The organism is Devosia albogilva (genome assembly GCF_042685625.1).
In the GTDB taxonomy this organism is placed as follows: domain Bacteria; phylum Pseudomonadota; class Alphaproteobacteria; order Rhizobiales; family Devosiaceae; genus Devosia; species Devosia albogilva.
Genome location: NZ_JBHUNP010000001.1, coordinates 2,055,037 through 2,072,850, shown reverse-complemented (window position 1 = coordinate 2,072,850; position 17,814 = coordinate 2,055,037). Strand labels below are relative to the sequence as shown.

The 17,814-nt window shown below is 66.4% G+C and carries 15 protein-coding genes; 12 read left to right on the top strand and 3 right to left on the bottom strand.

Translation table 11 applies throughout. The features are described 5' to 3' along the window. Positions 1-2: 2 nt before the first annotated feature. Positions 3-1,223, bottom strand: coding sequence for an FAD-dependent oxidoreductase (locus tag ACFSX5_RS10510; RefSeq protein ID WP_386833332.1), 1,221 nt, complete (start codon positions 1,221-1,223; stop codon positions 3-5). A gap of 259 nt (positions 1,224-1,482) precedes the next feature. On the opposite strand from ACFSX5_RS10510, the gene ACFSX5_RS10505 reads away from it, so the two are divergent. The 4 genes from ACFSX5_RS10505 (at position 1,483) to ACFSX5_RS10490 (ending at position 6,907) form a co-directional block, all read left to right on the top strand. Beyond that, positions 1,483-1,821, top strand: coding sequence for a P-II family nitrogen regulator (locus ACFSX5_RS10505; protein WP_386833330.1), 339 nt, complete (start codon positions 1,483-1,485; stop codon positions 1,819-1,821). A gap of 28 nt (positions 1,822-1,849) precedes the next feature. Next, positions 1,850-3,184 carry an ammonium transporter gene (locus ACFSX5_RS10500; protein ID WP_386835620.1) on the top strand — a complete coding sequence of 445 codons (1,335 nt, stop codon included), beginning with the start codon at positions 1,850-1,852 and terminating at the stop codon, positions 3,182-3,184. Positions 3,185-3,490: 306 nt separating this feature from the next. After that, the gene (locus tag ACFSX5_RS10495) at positions 3,491-6,187 is read left to right on the top strand and encodes a DNA translocase FtsK (RefSeq protein WP_386833329.1); all 2,697 of its coding nucleotides are present in this window, start codon (positions 3,491-3,493) and stop codon (positions 6,185-6,187) included. 96 nt (positions 6,188-6,283) lie between these two features. Beyond that, positions 6,284-6,907 carry a LolA family protein gene (locus ACFSX5_RS10490; RefSeq protein ID WP_386833328.1) on the top strand — a complete coding sequence of 208 codons (624 nt, stop codon included), beginning with the start codon at positions 6,284-6,286 and terminating at the stop codon, positions 6,905-6,907. Positions 6,908-6,910: 3 nt separating this feature from the next. On the opposite strand, the gene ACFSX5_RS10485 is transcribed toward ACFSX5_RS10490, so the two are convergent. After that, a complete protein-coding gene (locus tag ACFSX5_RS10485) occupies positions 6,911-7,723 on the bottom strand; it encodes an undecaprenyl-diphosphate phosphatase (RefSeq protein ID WP_386833327.1) in 813 nt (270 codons plus the stop codon). Positions 7,724-7,839: 116 nt separating this feature from the next. Here ACFSX5_RS10485 and ACFSX5_RS10480 point away from each other — a divergent pair, with 116 nt between their 5' ends. The 4 genes from ACFSX5_RS10480 to ACFSX5_RS10465 are packed head-to-tail and all read left to right on the top strand — an operon-like array spanning position 7,840 to position 11,145. Continuing rightward, positions 7,840-8,517 carry a glutathione S-transferase family protein gene (locus ACFSX5_RS10480; protein WP_386833325.1) on the top strand — a complete coding sequence of 226 codons (678 nt, stop codon included), beginning with the start codon at positions 7,840-7,842 and terminating at the stop codon, positions 8,515-8,517. Beyond that, entirely contained in the window at positions 8,514-9,629 is a 1,116-nt protein-coding gene (gene queG / locus ACFSX5_RS10475; RefSeq protein ID WP_386833324.1) for a tRNA epoxyqueuosine(34) reductase QueG, read from the top strand. The genes ACFSX5_RS10480 and queG overlap by 4 nt, the downstream gene beginning before the upstream one ends. Continuing rightward, positions 9,629-10,495 carry an SDR family oxidoreductase gene (locus ACFSX5_RS10470; protein ID WP_386833323.1) on the top strand — a complete coding sequence of 289 codons (867 nt, stop codon included), beginning with the start codon at positions 9,629-9,631 and terminating at the stop codon, positions 10,493-10,495. Before queG ends, ACFSX5_RS10470 begins: the two co-directional genes overlap by 1 nt. After that, on the top strand, positions 10,492-11,145 hold the full coding sequence (locus tag ACFSX5_RS10465; protein WP_386833322.1) for a GNAT family N-acetyltransferase: 654 nt from the start codon (positions 10,492-10,494) through the stop codon (positions 11,143-11,145). The genes ACFSX5_RS10470 and ACFSX5_RS10465 overlap by 4 nt, the downstream gene beginning before the upstream one ends. Positions 11,146-11,570: 425 nt before the next feature. Here the strand turns inward: ACFSX5_RS10465 and ACFSX5_RS10460 are convergent, their stop codons facing one another. Further along, on the bottom strand, positions 11,571-12,254 hold the full coding sequence (locus ACFSX5_RS10460) for an HAD family hydrolase (protein ID WP_386833321.1): 684 nt from the start codon (positions 12,252-12,254) through the stop codon (positions 11,571-11,573). A 161-nt stretch (positions 12,255-12,415) separates the two neighbouring features. On the opposite strand from ACFSX5_RS10460, the gene ACFSX5_RS10455 reads away from it, so the two are divergent. From ACFSX5_RS10455 to prpC, 4 genes are all read left to right on the top strand, one after another. Next, entirely contained in the window at positions 12,416-13,825 is a 1,410-nt protein-coding gene (locus ACFSX5_RS10455) for a protein adenylyltransferase SelO (RefSeq protein ID WP_386833320.1), read from the top strand. A 484-nt stretch (positions 13,826-14,309) separates the two neighbouring features. Then, on the top strand, positions 14,310-14,864 hold the full coding sequence (locus ACFSX5_RS10450) for a gamma carbonic anhydrase family protein (RefSeq protein ID WP_386833319.1): 555 nt from the start codon (positions 14,310-14,312) through the stop codon (positions 14,862-14,864). A gap of 100 nt (positions 14,865-14,964) precedes the next feature. Next, the gene (locus tag ACFSX5_RS10445; protein WP_386833318.1) at positions 14,965-16,464 is read left to right on the top strand and encodes an MmgE/PrpD family protein; all 1,500 of its coding nucleotides are present in this window, start codon (positions 14,965-14,967) and stop codon (positions 16,462-16,464) included. Positions 16,465-16,658: 194 nt separating this feature from the next. Beyond that, the gene (gene prpC, locus ACFSX5_RS10440; RefSeq protein ID WP_386833317.1) at positions 16,659-17,813 is read left to right on the top strand and encodes a bifunctional 2-methylcitrate synthase/citrate synthase; all 1,155 of its coding nucleotides are present in this window, start codon (positions 16,659-16,661) and stop codon (positions 17,811-17,813) included. The last annotated feature ends 1 nt before the right edge of the window (position 17,814 follow it).

Below are 17,814 nucleotides of genomic sequence, written 5' to 3'. Positions count from 1 at the left end.
GATCAGATCGGAAGCCCGCTCAGTAGGCGCGGGTTGGCGCTGCTCACCCCAGCCGCCGTGCGGATAAAGGTGGATTTGGCGAGCGGCGTACGGTCCACCAGCCCGAGTCCGAGATCGCGCAGCGCACGAACCGGGGCCAGATCGTTGGAGAACAGCCGGTTCAGCCCGTCGGTGGCTGCAGCCATGGCGGCAGTGTCGAGCCGGCGCCAGCGCTGGTAGCGGGCGAGCACATCGGGGGCACCGGCGTCGAGCCCGAGCCGCAGCGCCTCCACCACCACTTCGGCGAGCGCGGCGACGTCCTTGAGGCCAAGATTGAGCCCCTGCCCGGCGATCGGGTGGATGACATGGGCGGCATCGCCGATCAGGGCGAGACGCGGAGCGACGAATTCGCGCGCGATCTGCAGGCGCAGCGGGAAGCCGGCGAGCTTGTCTTCCACGGTGACCGGCCCAAGGGTTGAGCCCATAGCCGCCTCGATCTCGCCAGCCAGAGTCGCCTTGTCGAGGTTGAGCAGGCGTGACGCCTCTGCGGTCGTCTCTGTCCACACGAGCGAAGAGCGGTTGCCGGGCAGCGGCAGGCTGGCGAAGGGGCCAGCGGGACGGAAGTGCTCGTAGGCGACGCCGTCGTGCGACAGTTCGTGGGCAATGGTAGCAACGAGGCCGGTCTGACCATAGTCGTGCCCGAGCGTGCCGATGCCGGCCATGCGGCGCAGGGCGGAGTTACCGCCGTCGGCGGCAATGACCAGGGGAGCCACGAGCCGGCGGCCGTCGGCGAGGTCAAGGTGCGCTTCCGATCCCGCATCGGCGAAGGCGGCAATTTCAGCCGGCGCCACGATGGTCACGCCCTCACCCAACGCCGAAAGCAGAGCCCCGATAGAAGCCGAGTTCGGCACCATGTGAGCAAAGGGCTCGCCGGGGCTCACGTCCCCCTCGAAGGTGAGGAACAGCGGACGGGCGATGTCGCCGCTCCCGGAGTCCGTTATCCGCATGGCGAGGATCGGCTGCGCCGCGGGTTCCATACCGGACCAGACGCCGAGCGCCTCGAACAGGCGCCGCACCGAGGCGGCAATGGCCGAGGCGCGGTTGTCGCTTGGGACGGTCAGTGGGCGCCGATCAACGAGTGCGACGCGCATGCCGCGGGCCGATTGCACCAGCGCCAGGGCCATGCTGAGGCCCACCGGTCCACCGCCCACCACGATGACGTCGAAGCGATCCACTTGCGGCATTGGCAGCTACTCCTTTGCCGCTTATCTGCGCTGTAGGTGGCTAAAGCGCAAGGTCATCACGACCGCTGCCCATAATCTGGGCAACAAGTCCGCAGGATGCCTACAACGTGTGCACGGGCGATGCACTTTGTTCGCGCCGCGCCGCACCGATCCACCAACATGCTGTAAACGCTGGATCTTTCCCCGAGCCGGCAATTTGGCACGGCGCTTGACTCTTGTTTGGCATTCCAGACCAGCGCGAAGTCGCAAGGGGGCTCACATGAAACTGGTGATAGCGATTATCAAGCCATCACGCCTCGAAGAGGTCCGCCAGGCTCTCAACTCGCTCGACGTGCACGGCATGACCGTGACGGAAGTGAAGGGCTATGGCCGCCAGAAGGGGCATTCGGAGATTTACCGCGGCACCGAATACGCCGTGCATTTCCTGCCCAAGCTCAAGATCGAGATCGCGGTCGACGACGCACTCGCCGACTCCGTTGCCGCGGCGATCCGCGACAGCGCCCAGACCGGCCGGATCGGTGACGGCAAGATCTTCGTGCTCGACCTGCTCGCCGTCACCCGCATCCGCACCGGTGAAACCGGCGCGGCCGCCCTGTAAGCGTCTTCGGGAGAAAACAAGAATGAAGATGAACAAGGTACTCGGGAGCGCTGCACTAACCTCCCTCCTGCTGGCCCTGCCAGCCTTTGCCCAGGAAGTTGCCGTCGATGCGGCGGAAGTGGTCGAAGAAGTGGCCAGCATCGATACCGGCGACACCGCCTGGATGATCGTGTCCACCCTGCTGGTCATCATGATGACCATCCCGGGCGTGGCACTGTTCTATGGCGGCCTCGTGCGCGCCAAGAACGTGCTCTCCGTGGTTACCCAGGTATTCGGCGCCTTCTCGATGATCGCGCTGCTGTGGGTCGCCTATGGCTACTCGCTGGCCTTCTCCGGTCCGAGCGAAGGCGGCCTGTCGGCATTCATCGGTGACTTCTCCAACCTGTTCCTTGCCAATGTGACCCCGGACTCGGTGTCGGGCACGCTGCCTGAACTGGTGTTCGTGGTGTTCCAGCTGACCTTCGCCTGCATCACCGCAGCGCTGGTGGTCGGTGGCATCGCCGAGCGCATGAAGTTCGGTGCAGTGATGGCGTTCCTGGCCATCTGGTTCACCTTCTCCTACCTGCCGATCGCGCACATGGTGTGGTCCGGGGCCGGCCTGTTCTTCAACATGGGCGCCCTCGACTTCGCCGGTGGTACCGTGGTGCACATCAACTCCGGTGTCGCGGCCGTGGTCGCTGCCATCGTGCTTGGCCCGCGCATGGGCTACCTGAAGGAGCCGATTGCACCGCATAACCTGATCTTCGTGTATGTCGGCGCCAGCCTGCTGTGGGTGGGCTGGTTCGGCTTCAACGCCGGCTCCGCCCTGGGGGCCAACGGTCTGGCTGCCCAGGCCTTCCTCAACACCATCACCGCTCCTGCCGCCGCCGGTATCGCGTGGGCAATCGGTGAAAAGATCACCCGCGGCCACGCGTCTGCCCTCGGCTTCGTGTCGGGCGCCGTTGCCGGCCTCGTGGCCATCACCCCGGCCGCCGGCTTTGCCGGTACCTTTGGCTCCATCGTGCTCGGTGCCGTTGCCGGCTTTGCCTGCCTCTGGGCCGTGGTCTCGCTCAAGCCCGCTCTCAAGTACGACGACAGCCTCGACGTGTTCGGCATCCACGGTGTCGGCGGTATTGTCGGCGCCATCGGCACCGCCATCGTGGCGGCCCCGTCGCTGGGCGGCTTCGGTGCCGAGGACTACGCCATGGGCGGCCAGCTCGTGACGCAGGTGCTTGCGGTGGTGGTCGCCATTGTCTGGTCGGCCGTAGTGACCGTGGTTGCCATGTTGATCGTGAAGGCCCTGTTTGGCGGAGCACGCGTGTCGGAAGCTTCCGAGAGCGACGGCCTCGACCTCACCACCCACGGCGAACGCGCCTACAACTGATCCAAACTCGTCCGGCGGCGGTCTGCTGCCGCCGGACCATCTACGTCGATCGTGGCGTGCGGCTCGTGCCCTCTTGGCCCGCCACAGAGGCTTCCCACTCGCAAACCGCATGGGCCGCACTCCACGATCGACAGTTCCCGCGGCGCCTGCCTCCCTCGCGCCAAGCGGTTACCTCGGCCCACCCACCAGGGTGGGCCTTTTCTTTGCTCGGGGCGGCACCGCCATGGTTAGCCTTGAGTTAACCCGGTCCGCATAGATTTGCCGGCATGTGGGCCCGGAGTTTTCCGGGCAAGTACCGAGTTTGCCATGCCCAGTTCCCCCTCCCCCGTGCTCGACGAAATCCGCACCCTGCCGCAGCGGGGCAGCAAGCGCGGTGCGTCCGCATCGGCCTCGGTGCCGAAGCCGCCGCCGGCGCTCTCCATTCGCATTCCAGTGCGGGTGGCAGGCATGCTGCTGCTAGGCCTGGTCGTGGTGGGTCTTGTGTCCATCGCCTCCTGGTCGGTGGACGATCCAAGCATGAGCTTTGCCACCAGCAAGCCTGCCGCGAACTGGCTGGGTTATCCGGGCGCGGTGATCGCAGACCTGCTGTTCCAGTTTATCGGGCTGGCAGCACCCGTGTTGCTGGTGCCGCCGGCGCTCTGGGGCTGGGCCATGGTGCGCCGGCGCATGCCGACGCGGCTGGGTTTGCGCGGCCTGACCTGGTTGGGCGCAACGGCGCTCGCGACCGGCGTTCTGGCCTTCCTGCCGGCGCCGGAGAGCTGGCCACTGCCGACGGGGCTCGGCGGCCTTGCCGGCATGGGCTTCACCAATCTTGCCACCCTCGTTGCCGGTGAGCAGCCGCAGGCGATCACCGCCACCTTGTTCGCCATCATCATCGCCGCGCCGGCACTGGCGCTGTTCTGGATCGCCATGGGTCTCGGCACCGCTGTCCCAGTCGGGCCCGAGAAGGGCAAGGGCCGTGCCGCACCGCGCGAGGACGAGCCCGAACCGAACCCGCTGGTGGAGGTGGCTATCGGGGCCATGGTGCATATGGGCTATTCACTGCGGACCGCTTTCCGCCGCGCCCGGGCCCAGCATGCCGAACGCCGTGCTGCCGAGATGCCGGAGCACACCGATATCGAGCCGAGCCTCGACGGACGCTCCCCGGTGGTGGAGCGCCGCGAACCCGCGCTCGAACCGACGACCCGCCGCATCCATGCCCCCGCCGAACCGGTGTTCGAGGCGGAGCCGGTCGTCTCGGCGCGAATCAATGCGCGTCCGTCCTATGACGAGGACAGCATCGATTATCCCGAAGAGGACGAGGACCTGCCCTTCGTGCCGGACGCACCCGTCGCACCGGTGCCCGCCCACACCCAGCGCGGCGATTCCCGCTTTCATCCGGTCGATCCGGCAGCACCGCGCGTCGCCGCCCCTGCCCCGCGTCCAGCGCCGGGCCAGCGCGTGTTCCGGGAGGCGCAGCCGAGCCTGCTCGACGAGCCGACCGGGTTCGAATTGCCGGCCCTGAACCTCCTGGCCGAGCCGCAGCGCAAGGGTCCCTCCGCCGATCATTCCCCGGAGCGGCTCGAAGCCATGGCACGGCGCCTCGAAGAGGTGCTGCAGGACTTCGGCGTCAAGGGCGACATCATCAATGTCCGCCCAGGCCCGGTTGTCACCCTGTTCGAACTCGAGCCTGCGCCCGGCATCAAGTCGAGTCGCGTGATCTCGCTGGCCGACGACATTGCCCGCTCGATGAGCGCCATCTCCGCCCGTGTCGCCGTGGTGCCGGGGCGCAATGCCATCGGCATCGAGCTGCCGAACCAGAACCGTGAGACGGTGTTCTTCCGCGAGATGCTGGCCTCGTCGGACTTCGAGAAGATGAAGGGCAAACTCCCCATCTGCCTTGGCAAGACCATTGGCGGCGAGCCGGTGATTGCAGACCTCGCGCGCATGCCGCACCTCTTGATCGCCGGCACCACCGGCTCGGGCAAGTCGGTGGGCATCAACACCTTCATCCTGTCGCTGCTCTACCAGATGACCCCAGAGCAGTGCCGGATGATCATGATCGACCCCAAGATGCTCGAACTCAGCATCTATGACGGCATCCCGCATCTGCTGACCCCGGTGGTCACCGATCCGCACAAGGCGGTGGTGGCGCTCAAATGGGCGGTCCGCGAGATGGAAGACCGCTACCGCAAGATGTCGAAGATCGGTGTGCGCAACATCGACGGCTTCAACCAGCGCGTCGCCGAGGCCAAGAAGGAAGGCCGCGTCATCACCCGCACAGTGCAGACCGGGTTCGACCGCGAGACTGGCGAAGCGATCTTCGAGAGCGAAGAGTTCGATCTCGAGCCATTGCCGTATATCGTCGTCATCGTCGACGAGATGGCCGACCTGATGATGGTCGCCGGCAAGGACATCGAAGGGGCCATCCAGCGCCTGGCCCAGATGGCCCGTGCTGCCGGCATTCACATGATCACGGCCACGCAGCGCCCGTCGGTGGACGTGATCACCGGCACCATCAAGGCCAATTTCCCCACCCGCATCAGCTTCATGGTGACCAGCAAGATCGACTCGCGCACCATTCTGGGCGAGCAGGGTGCCGAGCAGCTCCTCGGGAATGGCGACATGCTCTACATGGCCTCGGGCGGCCGCACCAAGCGCCTGCACGGCGCCTTCGTGTCCGATGGCGAAGTGGAATCGGTGGTGGCGCACCTCAAGTCGCAGGGCTCTCCGGATTACCTCGACTCGGTGACCGAAGAGACCGAAGAGGGTGGCGAGTTCGGCGAGAGTGCCGGTGGTGGCGACGACTATGCCGGTTCGGGCGACGAGCTCTACGACAAGGCCGTCCACATCGTCCTGACCGACAAGAAGGCCTCCACGTCCTACGTCCAGCGCCGCCTCGGCATCGGCTACAACAAGGCCGCGACGCTGATCGAGCGCATGGAACGGGAGGGCGTGATCAGCCCGGCCAACCACGCCGGCAAGCGCGAGATCCTGGTGGGCAACAACGCCGACGGGTACTAGGCCACTGCGCCAGGCGGGAGCGGGAAGGAACTTTCCCGCTCTTGCCGTAATTCGTGGCTAGGCTACGCTCAACCGCCTCGCTTCGAAGGGACTGCCATGAACAGACGCGATATCCTGCTGCTCGGCTTTGCCGCGGCGCTGATCCCGGCATTGCCGGCTGCGGCGCTGGACCGCGCCCTCACCCCAGAGGAGCAGCAGCTGATCGCCGAGATCACGACCCACAACAATGCCATTCGCACCATGGCGGGCCGGTTCCTGCAGATCGACACCAATGGCGGGCGTACCGAAGGGACGTTCTTCCTTGAGCGCCCGAACAAGGTGGCGTTCCGCTATGCGCCGCCGAGCCGCGAGGAGATCGTGTCGATCGGGCGCGGTTTCTATGTGCTGAACCGCCGCGACGAAACTTACTACGCCTACCCCCAGGACAGCATTCCGCTGCGGCAGTTCCTCGGCGACCAGATCGACCTGATGGCCGCCAACGTGCTCGATGTGGTGACGTCGGACGGCTACCTGACCATTACGGTAATCGACGAGACGGTAGCAGGCACGGTTCAGGTCTCGCTGATCTTCGATACGGAAACCAAGGACCTGGCGCAGTGGACGCTGGTGGAGCCGAGCGGCGCCGAGCTCACCTTCTCGCTCTATGATGTGCAGAAGGGCGTCGAGATTCCGCCCGCCTTCTTCTCGATTCCGGCGAACTACAAGCCGCTGGAGCAGTAAGGCCTAAAGCCCGAACACCAGGATCGCGATCAGCCCGGCGGCGCCCACCAGGATGCGCCACCAGGCGAATGGCGCAAAGCCGTGGCGCGAGACGAAGTCGAGCAGGTAGCGCACCACTAGGGCACCGACCACGAAAGCGGCGGCGAAGCCGATGGCGACGTTGACCGCCAGGTCGGCGGTGATCAGGTCACGGCTCTTGTAAAGGTCGTAGCCGAAGGCGCCTGCCATGATCGGCAGCGCGATGAAGAAGGTGAACTCGGCAGCGCTGCGCTTGGTGGCGCCGAACAGCATGGCGCCAACGACTGTGGCGCCGGAACGCGAAACCCCCGGGATCAGCGCCAGCATCTGGAACAGCCCGACGATAACCGCCAGGTGCCAGGGATAGGTGTAGATGTCGTCGTAGACCGGGCGCTTGGGCATGCGGTCGACGATCAACAGGATAATGCCGCCGACAAGCAGCGAAATGCAGATCACCAGCGGCGTTTCGTACACCACCTGCTGGATGAAATCGCGCAGCAGCACGCCCGCCAAGACGGCCGGAAGGCAGGCGAGGATGACGGCTATGGCGAAGTGCCAGGCATAGGCCTTGCCGGTGAGGGCGTCGCGAATGAGGACGCCAAGCTTCGTCAGGTAGACGGTGATCACCGCCAGGATCGCGCCCAACTGGATCAGCACCACGAAGGTCGCCGGCTGCGTCAGGCCGAAGAAGTGCCCGGCGAGCAGCAGGTGGGCGGTGGAGCTCACCGGCAGAAATTCCGTGAGCCCTTCGAGGATACCGAGGATCAGCGGCACAAAAAGACCTTGATCGGCGTTCATCTGATCCCCTAACTCGTCCCCTAGCCCCCTTGGCGGGCCTCGTCTCTTAGCGGTGTTCGCGCGGAGCGCCAAGGCAGGGGCCGCATGCCTCGTCTGCACCCGTGAGCGTCACATTCATGCCGAGCCTCGTCCATCATCCCCTCGACCCGAGTTCCCGTCTGGTGCGCCTGATGTGCGCCGAATATGGCGTGCCGCTCGACCTCGAGGAGATCAAGCCGTGGCTGCGGGAGCCCGACTTTCTCGAGGTGAACCCCGCCGCGACGCTGCCGATCCTGTTCACCGAACTGGAACAGCCGGGCGTGGGCGTACTGTCAGCGGTGCATATGGTGGAGGACCTCTACACGCCGGAGGCCGTAAGCGGGCTTGTGCCGCCCGATGCGGGCGCGCGTGCCGAGATGTGGCGTCTGGTGGAGTGGATCATCGTCAAGCTCAATGACGAGGTGACACGCTACCTGATCGACGAGAAGATCGCCAAGCGCGACCAGCGCGGCGCCACGCCTGATCCCGCCGTACTGCGTGCAGCCAAGTCCAACCTTGTCGAGCACATGCTCTACTTCAACTGGCTGCTGGCAACCCGCGCCTGGCTGGCTGGGGACACCATGACCCTGGCCGATTTTGCGCTCGCGGCGCATTTGTCAAGCCTCGACTATATGGGCGATGTCGACTGGTCCAAGGCCGTGGAAACCCGAGACTGGTACAGCCGGATGAAGTCGCGGCCGGCGTTTCGCACGCTGCTCAACGACCGCGTGGTCGCGATGCCGCCCTCGCCTGGATATGCGGATCTCGACTTTTGACCGATAGCCTCATCGCTGAACTCCGGGACCGGGCGGCGGCGCTCGGCTTCGAGGCGTTCGGCGTCGCGGCGGCCACGGCCCGGCCGGACCTGCCGGAAAAACTCAACCAGGCCATTGCGCAGGGTTGGCACGGTGACATGACCTGGATGGCCGAAACCGCGGACCGCCGCGGCAGCCCCACCGGCATGTGGCCGGAGGCGCGCTCGGTGATCGTGCTCGGCATGAACTACGGCCCGGAAACCGACCCGCTGGCTCTGCTCGGCGAAAAGCTGGTGGGCAGCATTTCGGTTTATGCCCGCAATCGCGACTACCACGAGATCATCAAGGGCAAGCTGAAGGAACTGGCGGGGCTGCTCGCCCGGCGTTCCGGCGAGGCGGTGAAGGTGTTTGTCGACACGGCGCCCCTGATGGAGAAGCCGCTCGCCGAGGCCGCTGGCCTGGGCTGGCAGGGCAAGCATACCGTTGTGGTATCGCGAGAATTCGGCTCCTGGCTGTTCCTGGGCGCCATCCTGACCTCGGCGGAACTGCCGGTGTCCGCGCCGCATGTGGAGAGTTGCGGGAGTTGCACCAGGTGCCTCGATGTTTGCCCGACGGCGGCGTTTCCGGCGCCGTTCCAGCTCGATGCACGGCGGTGCCTGGCTTACCTGACGGTGGAGCATAAGGGCCCGATTCCGCTGGAGTTCCGGCGGCCGATGGGCAATCGCATCTATGGGTGCGATGACTGTCTCGCGGTGTGTCCGTGGAACAAGTTCGCCAGCGTTTCCAGAGAGATACGGCTGCGGGGCCGGCCGGAATTGGAGCGACCGCTATTGGCGGATCTGCTGCAGCTCGATGATGCGGGGTTCCGGAAGCTGTTTGCGGGGTCGCCGATCAAGCGGATCGGGGTGGGGCGGTTTTTGCGTAACGTCTTGATTGCGGTAGGGAATTCGGGCGAGAAGGCGCTGGTGCCGCTGGTCGAGTCGCGGCTCGAGGATCCGGAGCCGGTGGTGCGTGGGGCGGCGGCATGGGCGCTGCGCGAGCTCGACCCGGAACGGGCGAAAGCCTTGCGTGACAAGGCTTTGGCGCGCGAAACCGACCCGGAGGTGGTGGCGGAATGGAGCGGGGACCGCTGATGCGGATGTTCATCTTCGGCTATGGGTTCTCGTCTGCAGCAGCCGCCGCAGCGGTGACGGAATTGGCAGATTCCGTTTGCGTTTCGTGCACGGTGAGAAGCGAAGAGAAGGCGCAGCGGCTCAAATCTGCAGGAATGGACGCGCATCTGTTTGACGGCACCGCGCCCGGGCCGACGCTCGGGTCCTCACTGCGGCAGTCGACGCATGTGGTGTTCTCCATCCCGCCCGGAGAGGCAGGCGACCCGGCACTGGTGCACCACCGCGCCGACCTCGATGCCGCGCCGCTCGAATGGCTCTGCTACTACAGCACCGTCGGGGTCTATGGCGACTTCGGCGGCAACTGGATCGACGAGACGGCGCCGCTGGTGCCGCGCAATGCCCGCAGCGACCGGCGGGTAGCGGCGGAGCAGGCCTGGCGGGACTACGCCAAGGCGCGCGGCGTGCCGTTGGCGATCCTCCGGTTGGCGGGAATCTACGGGCCGGGGCGGTCGATCTTCGACAAGCTGCGGGACGGCACGGCGCGCCGGGTGGTGAAGCCGGGCCAGGTGTTCAACCGCATCCATGTCGCCGATATCGGGCGGGTCACGGCACTGGCGGCGGAGCAGCGGCTCGAGGGCACCTTCAACCTCGCCGATGACGAACCGGCGCCGCCGCAGAATCTGGTGACCTATGCTGCCGGGCTGATGAAGGTGGAGCCGCCGCCGGAGATTGCCTTCGAGCAGGCCGAGTTCACACCGATGCAGCAGAGCTTTTACCGCGACAACAAGCGGGTCTCGAACGCGGCGATCAAGCAGGCGCTCGGGATCGAGATGCTGTATCCCAACTACCGCGTCGGGCTCGACGCCATCTTCAAGGACGAGAAATGACCGTCTCCCCGGCTCTGGCGGCACCGCAACGACTGGTGCTGGAAGGCCGCTTCGTGCGGCTGGAACCGCTGGAGCGCCGCCATGCGGCGGACCTCTTGGCGGCCTCCCAGGGCGATGGGGTGCCGGAGCGTTACCGCTGGCTGTTCGAGCACGCGCCGACCACACTGGCGGAAGCAGAGAGTTTCGTCGAGCGGATGAATGCCGGTCCCGACCGGTTCGTCGCGGTGGTGGACAAGCGCAGCGGCCGGGCGGTCGGCCGGCAGGGCTGGATGCGCATCTTTCCCGAACACGCCTCGATCGAGATCGGCGGCGTCTATTGGGGACCGGCGATGGCCCGGACGCCGCTGGCGACAGAGGCCTTCTTCCTGTTTGCACGGCACGCCTTCGACGAGTTGCAGTACCGGCGCTTCGAGTGGAAGTGCAACGACCGCAACGAGCCATCCAAGGCGGCGGCGCGGCGCTTCGGCTTCACCTATGAGGGCGTGTTCCGACAGGACCGGATCGTCAAGGGCGAGAGCCGCGACACGGCGTGGTTCTCGATCATCGACAGCGAATGGCCGGCGATCCGGGCGGAGTTCGAACGGTGGCTGGCGCCGGAGAATTTCGATGCGGATGGGGTGCAGCGGACGAAGCTGCGGGTGAGGCGGTAGGACACCCCTCATCCGCCCTTCGGGCACCCTCGGGTCAGGCCCGAGGGCAAGCTCTTCTCCCGCAAGGGGAGAAGGGGGCATCGCGCTCGTTGCTCACTCGGTGCCCCTCTCCTCGAGGGGAGAGGAATTTCTTCACCTCTCCCCTGAGGGGAGAGGGGACGATGGGCGGGAGGCTGGTGTGTGGGCCCCACCCCACCCTCAATCCCTCCCCATCGAGGGGAGGGAGGCGCAGGAGACGGGCAAGAGGCTGCATTCTTCACCTCTCCCATCGAGGGGAGAGGTCGCCGCGGAGCGGCGGGTGAGGGGTTCAGCGCTGCGGCTCCCGCCGAGAGGGTGAACCCCTCACCCTGACCCTCTCCCCTCAGGGGAGAGGGGACGATGGGCGGGAGGCCAGGGTGAAGCTTCTGGCTTCCCTTTGCCTGGCGTCAGCGCTTCGGGAATGCGGCCAAGTGGACGTGTTCGAGGCTTTCGAGCACGGCGATGCCGAGTTGGCGGATTTCTTCGCTGGGGTGGACCAGGTCGGGGACCATGATGGTCTGCATGCCGGCGGCGTGGGCGGCGCGGACGCCGGCGTGGCTGTCTTCGAGGGCAAGACAGCGGGTGGGCTCGATGCCGAGGCGGCCGGCGGCGGTGAGGTACGGCTCGGGGTGGGGCTTGGGGTTGCGGACGTCGTCGCGGGTGACGATGGTGTCGAACAGGTCCAGGAGGCCGGCGGCGCCGAGATGGTGCTGGGCGTGCGGGTTGCGCGAGCTGGTGGCGACGGCGGTCGGCACGTTGTTCTCGCGCAGGGCGGTAACGAATTCGCGGGCGCCGGGCTTCAGCGGCACGCCGCTGTGCGAGCGCTCGCGCATGATCACGCGGCAGCGCTCGTCGAAGAGGGTGTAGGGGAAGGCGACGCCATAGGATTCGACCAGGAGTTGCCGTGTGTGCTCGTGGCTGGAGCCGACCATGCCCCGATGGACGTCGTCGGTCATCTCGAAGCCGAGTTCGGTGCAGACGTCGAAGACGATGGTGCGGAAGACCGCCTCGGTGTCGAGGAGCGTGCCGTCCATGTCGAAGATGACGGCGTCGAAAGGCGAAAGGCTGAGGGTGTCGGTCGCGGGGATCATCGCCGATCATATAGGCCGAATCGGCGACCTTCGAAAGACACGAGGCTGCAAGCCGGGTTTGCGAGGGCGAACCACAGGGCCATGCGGGGCGTTGGGCCCGAGATGGACTGCCGGGACAGGCCCGGCAGTGACGAAGGACGGGCCGGCTACGGGAGCGGTAGATGCGTGAATTTCAACCGGCTCGCCGCCACGAGGAACTCGGCGGCGAGTTCTTCGATCCGGTACGGCCGGCCGACTTTCCCAAAACCATCCTCAGGCATCGCGACCAGCGCTGGGCCGAACGGCTGGGTCTGGGTGCGCTGAGTGAGGAAGAGTGGGTGCGCCATTTCGGGCGGTTCGAGCCCCTGTCCGGCTCGTTCGAGCAGCCGCTGGCGCTGCGCTATCACGGCCACCAGTTCCGCAGCTACAACCCGGACCTCGGGGACGGACGCGGCTTCCTGTTCGCGCAGTGCGTCGACCCCGTCGACGGCAGGCTGCTCGATTTCGGCACCAAGGGGTCGGGGCGCACGCCGTGGTCGCGGGGTGGCGACGGGCGGCTGACGCTCAAGGGCGGGGTGCGCGAGGTGCTGGCGACGGAGATGCTGGAAGCGCTCGGGGTCTACACCTCAAAGAGCTTCTCGCTGGTCGAGACCGGCGAGGAACTTTATCGGGGCGACGAGCCCTCCCCCACCCGCTCGGCAGTGCTGGTGCGCCTGAGCCACAGCCATATCCGCATCGGCACCTTTCAGCGGCTGGCCTATCTCGAAGACCCCGGCAATCTCCGCCGGCTGGTGGAATATTCGATCACCAACTACTACCCCGAGTTGACGGATGCTCCCGATCCGGCTGCGGCGTTGCTGGAGCGGGTGGTCAAGGAGGTGGCGCGGCTCGGGGCACAGTGGATCGCCGCCGGCTTCGTGCATGGCGTGCTCAACACCGACAACATCAACATCACCGGCGAGAGCTTCGACTATGGGCCGTGGCGGTTCCTGCCGCATTACGACCCCGACTTCACCGCCGCCTATTTCGACGAAACGGGGCTTTACAGCTTCGGGCGGCAGCCGGACACGCTGGCGTGGAACCTGACCCGGCTGGCCGAATGCCTGGTGCCGCTGTCGAGCATCGAGGCGCTGGAGCCGGTGCTCAACACGGTGTGGCCGGCGTTTCGGGCGGAACTGCCGCGGCAGATCCTGCGGCGGCTGGGGCTGAAGCCGCGGGATACCGAGCGGGACAGCGCGTTCCTGAGCGCGCTGTTCGGTTTCCTGAACGAGAGCAAGGCGCCGTATGAACAGTTCTTCTTCGACTGGCGCGGCGGGGCGCTGAGTGCCGAGCGGGCGGCACGGAGCCCGGCGGCCGAGTTCTATATGCGGGAGAGTTTCCGGGCGGTGGCGGACGGGCTGGAAGGGTTCGCGCCGGCGGCGGAGGTGAATCTCGACCATCCGTATTTCGGTCGCGAGCGGCCGCGGACGATGCTGATCGAGGAGATGGAGGCAGTGTGGGCGCCGATCGCGGAGCGGGACGACTGGGGGGAGTTGGCGCGGGTGTTGGGGGAGATTGCGGAGATGCGGGAGGCGTATGGGGTGACGGTTTGAGGTTGCGTTGCAGACCCCTCACCCTGGCCCTCTCCCCGGAGGGGCGAGGGGACGCAGGGGCCGATGGTGCGGTTGGTGGGACGCGATTTGGGCGGGGTTCACCTCTCCCCTGAGGGGAGAGGTCGACGCGAAGCGGCGGGTGAGGGGTTGGAACCGAGTGCCCGCCGTGAACGTGAACCCCTCACCCTACCCTCTCCCCTCAGGGGAGAGGGGGCGAAGGAGGCGATGGTGCGGTTGATGGCACGAGATGACTGGGTTCACCTCTCCCCTCAGGGGAGAGGTCGACGCGAAGCGGCGGGTGAGGGGTGCAGGGGGTGAGTTCCTGCCGTGAACGTGAACCCCTCACCCCCACCCTCTCCCCTCAGGGGAGAGGGGGCGAAGGGGCCGGTGGGCTGGTGGCGTGGCGGCCGGGGAGAGGGCCAGGGTGAGGGGTTGTTGCCGCGCACACCGGCGCTGGTTACCTTTGGGGCAGGAGGACCTGACGATGCCGCTTTATGTCCTGGATGGAATTGCGCCGGAGATCGATCCGGATGTGGCCTGGATTGCGCCGACGGCGGTGCTGGTGGGGAGGATCATCGTCCGGGCGGATGCCGGCGTGTGGTTCGGCGTGGTGGCCCGGGGGGATAACGAACCCATCGTGATCGGCGCGCGCAGCAATGTGCAGGAGAATGTGGTGCTCCATACCGATATGGGGTTTCCGCTGACCATCGGGGAAGGCTGCACGGTCGGGCACAAGGCAATGCTGCATGGCTGCACCATCGGGGACAACACGCTGATCGGCATGGGCGCGACGGTGCTGAACGGGGCGCGGATCGGGCGGAACTGCCTGATCGGGGCCGGAGCGCTGGTGACCGAGGGCAAGGAGATCCCCGATAATTCCCTGGTGGTGGGGGCGCCAGGCAAGGTTATCCGCGAACTCGACGAAGCCGGCATCCAGCGGCTGCGGAACTCGGCCGACGGCTACGTACGCAATGCGCGCAGGTTCGCTTCGGGACTGAGCGAAGTGCCGGTGGCAGCCGGAGACTTCCTGCCCGCCTGATGGCCTCTTGCCGAAACGGCATGAAGGTTTCGCTTGGGACCGGCACCTGCGAGAGGGTACAACCCGCCCAACACACGAACACGCCTGTTGCGAGGGGAAGATGAAGATCCACGAAGTCCGCACCTACAAATCCGCCGAGCCGCTGCCGCGAGAGGACCAGCTCGCCTGGAAGCTGGCGAGCGTGGCGACGGACCCGGTGGCGGTCGAGGACGATGTGGTCGAGATGATCGGCAACCGCATCATCGACAATGCGGCGGTGGCGGCAGCCTCGATCGCGCGCGGGCCGATCCGCTCGGCGCGGGCGCAGGCGCTGGGCCACAAATCGGCCAAGGGCGCTTCGGTGTTCGGGCTTGCCGACGACGTCAAGGTGTCGCCGGAATGGGCGGCCTGGGCGAATGGTGTCGCGGTGCGCGAACTCGATTTCCACGACACGTTCCTTGCGGCCGACTACAGCCACCCGGGCGACAACATCCCGCCGATCCTGGCGGTGGCGCAGAGCCTCGGGCTCGATGGCGCGGCGCTGGTGCGCGGCATCGCGGCGGGCTACGAAATCCAGGTCGACCTAGTGAAGGGCATCTGCCTGCACGAACACAAGATCGACCACATCGCCCATCTCGGCCCGTCGGCGGCCGGCGGTATCGGGGCGCTGATGGGGCTGTCGACGGAAATCACCTATCAGGCGATCCAGCAGGCGCTGCACACCACCACCACTACGCGCCAGTCGCGCAAGGGCGAGATCTCGACCTGGAAGGCCTATGCCCCGGCTTTTGCCGGCAAGATGGCGATCGAGGCGGTGGACCGCGCCATGCGCGGGGAAGGTGCCCCCTCCCCTGCCTATGAAGGCGAGGACGGTTTCATTGCGTGGCTGTTGTCCGGTCCCTCGGCGCGCTACCATGTGCCGCTACCGGAAAAGGGCGAGCCGAAGCGCGCCATTCTCGACACCTACACCAAGGAATATTCGGCCGAATACCAGAGCCAGGCGCTGATCGACCTCGCCAAGCGGATGGGGCCGAAGATCGGGGACCTCTCCAAGATCAAGTCGATCCTGATCAAGACCAGCCACCACACCCATTATGTGATCGGCACCGGCGCCAACGACCCGCAGAAGATGGACCCGAACGCCAGCCGCGAAACGCTGGACCACTCGATCATGTATATCTTCGCGGTGGCGCTCGAGGACGGCGGCTGGCACCATGTGAAGAGCTATGCGCCCGAGCGCGCCAAGCGGCCCGAGACCGTGGCCCTCTGGCACAAGATCACCACCGAGGAAGACCCGGTGTGGACCAAGCGCTACCATGCCAAGGGCGACGACATGGCCTTTGGCGGCCAGGTGATCGTCACCATGGACGACGGTTCCACGGTCGTCGACGAACTCGGTGTTGCCGATGCGCATCCGAACGGGGCGCGGCCGTTCAAGCGGCCGAACTACATCGAGAAGTTCAGGACGCTGGCCGAAGGCATCGTGTCGCGCGAGGAGCAGGACCGGTTCCTCGCACTGGTCGAGCGGCTGCCGACGCTGACGGCGGCGGAAGTGCGCCAGCTGAACTTCGTGGTGGCGGCCGACCAGCTCGGGGCCGAGGCGCCGAAGGGGATTTTCTGAAGCCAGCGCAATGGCACACTCGGTGTCACCCCGGCCCCCGGGTCGCGCCCGAGGGCAAGCTCTTGAGCCGGGGGCCATCCTGAGATGCCGATACGGCCATCTGGCGGCGGTGGAAGCATCTCGAGATGGATCCCCGCTTTCGCGGGGATGACATCGGGGGTGGTGATCGGCCGGGACAAATGGGAGGAACGATGATGAGCGAAGCACCAGGCTTCAAGCCGAAGAAATCGGTGGCGCTGTCGGGCGTGGCGGCGGGCAATACGGCGCTGTGCACGGTGGGCCGGACGGGCAACGACCTCCATTATCGCGGCTACGACATTCTCGACCTGGCTGAATCGAGCGAGTTCGAGGAGGTGGCGCACCTCCTGGTCCACGGCACGCTGCCGACGGTGGCGCAGCTTCGGGCCTACAAGCAGCGGCTGAAGGCGATGCGGGGCTTGCCGCAGGCGGTGCGCGCGGCCCTTGAGGCGCTTCCGGCGGCGGCGCATCCGATGGATGTGATGCGCACCGGCGTTTCGGCGCTGGGTTGCACGTTGCCGGAGCCAAACGACCACAACGCGCCCGAGGCGCGCGCCATTGCCGACCGGCTGATGGCGAGCCTCGGCTCGATGCTGCTCTACTGGTACCACTTCGCCCATAACGGCCGGCGGATCGAGGTCGAGACCGACGACGATTCCATCGGCGGGCATTTCCTGCACCTGCTGCACGGCAGTGAGCCGGATGCGGAGTGGGTCCGGGCGATGCACACCTCGCTCATCCTTTATGCCGAGCACGAGTTCAACGCCTCGACCTTTACGGCGCGGGTGATCGCGGGAACGGGGTCGGACATGTATTCGGCCATTGCCGGGGCGATCGGCGCGCTGCGCGGGCCGAAGCATGGCGGGGCCAACGAGGTCGCCTTCCAGATCCAGGAGCGCTATGCGAGCCCGGACGAGGCGGATGCCGACATCCGCCGGCGCGTCGAGAACAAGGAAGTCATCATCGGTTTCGGCCACCCGGTTTATACCGTGTCGGACCCGCGCAACGTGGTGATCAAGCGGGTGGCGAAGTCGCTGGCCGATCGCGCTGGGGCGCAGCGGCAGTATGCCATCGCCGAGCGCATCGAGTCGGTGATGATGGACGCCAAGCGCATGTTCCCGAACCTCGATTGGTTCAGTGCCGTCTCCTACAATCTGATGGGGGTGCCGACGGCGATGTTCACGCCGCTGTTCGTGATCGCCCGCACCTCGGGGTGGAGCGCGCATGTGATCGAGCAGCGCGAGGACGGCAAGATCATCCGTCCATCCGCCAATTATGTCGGCCCGGAGGATCTCGCCTTCGTGCCGCTCGAAGACCGCAAGGAGGCCTGAG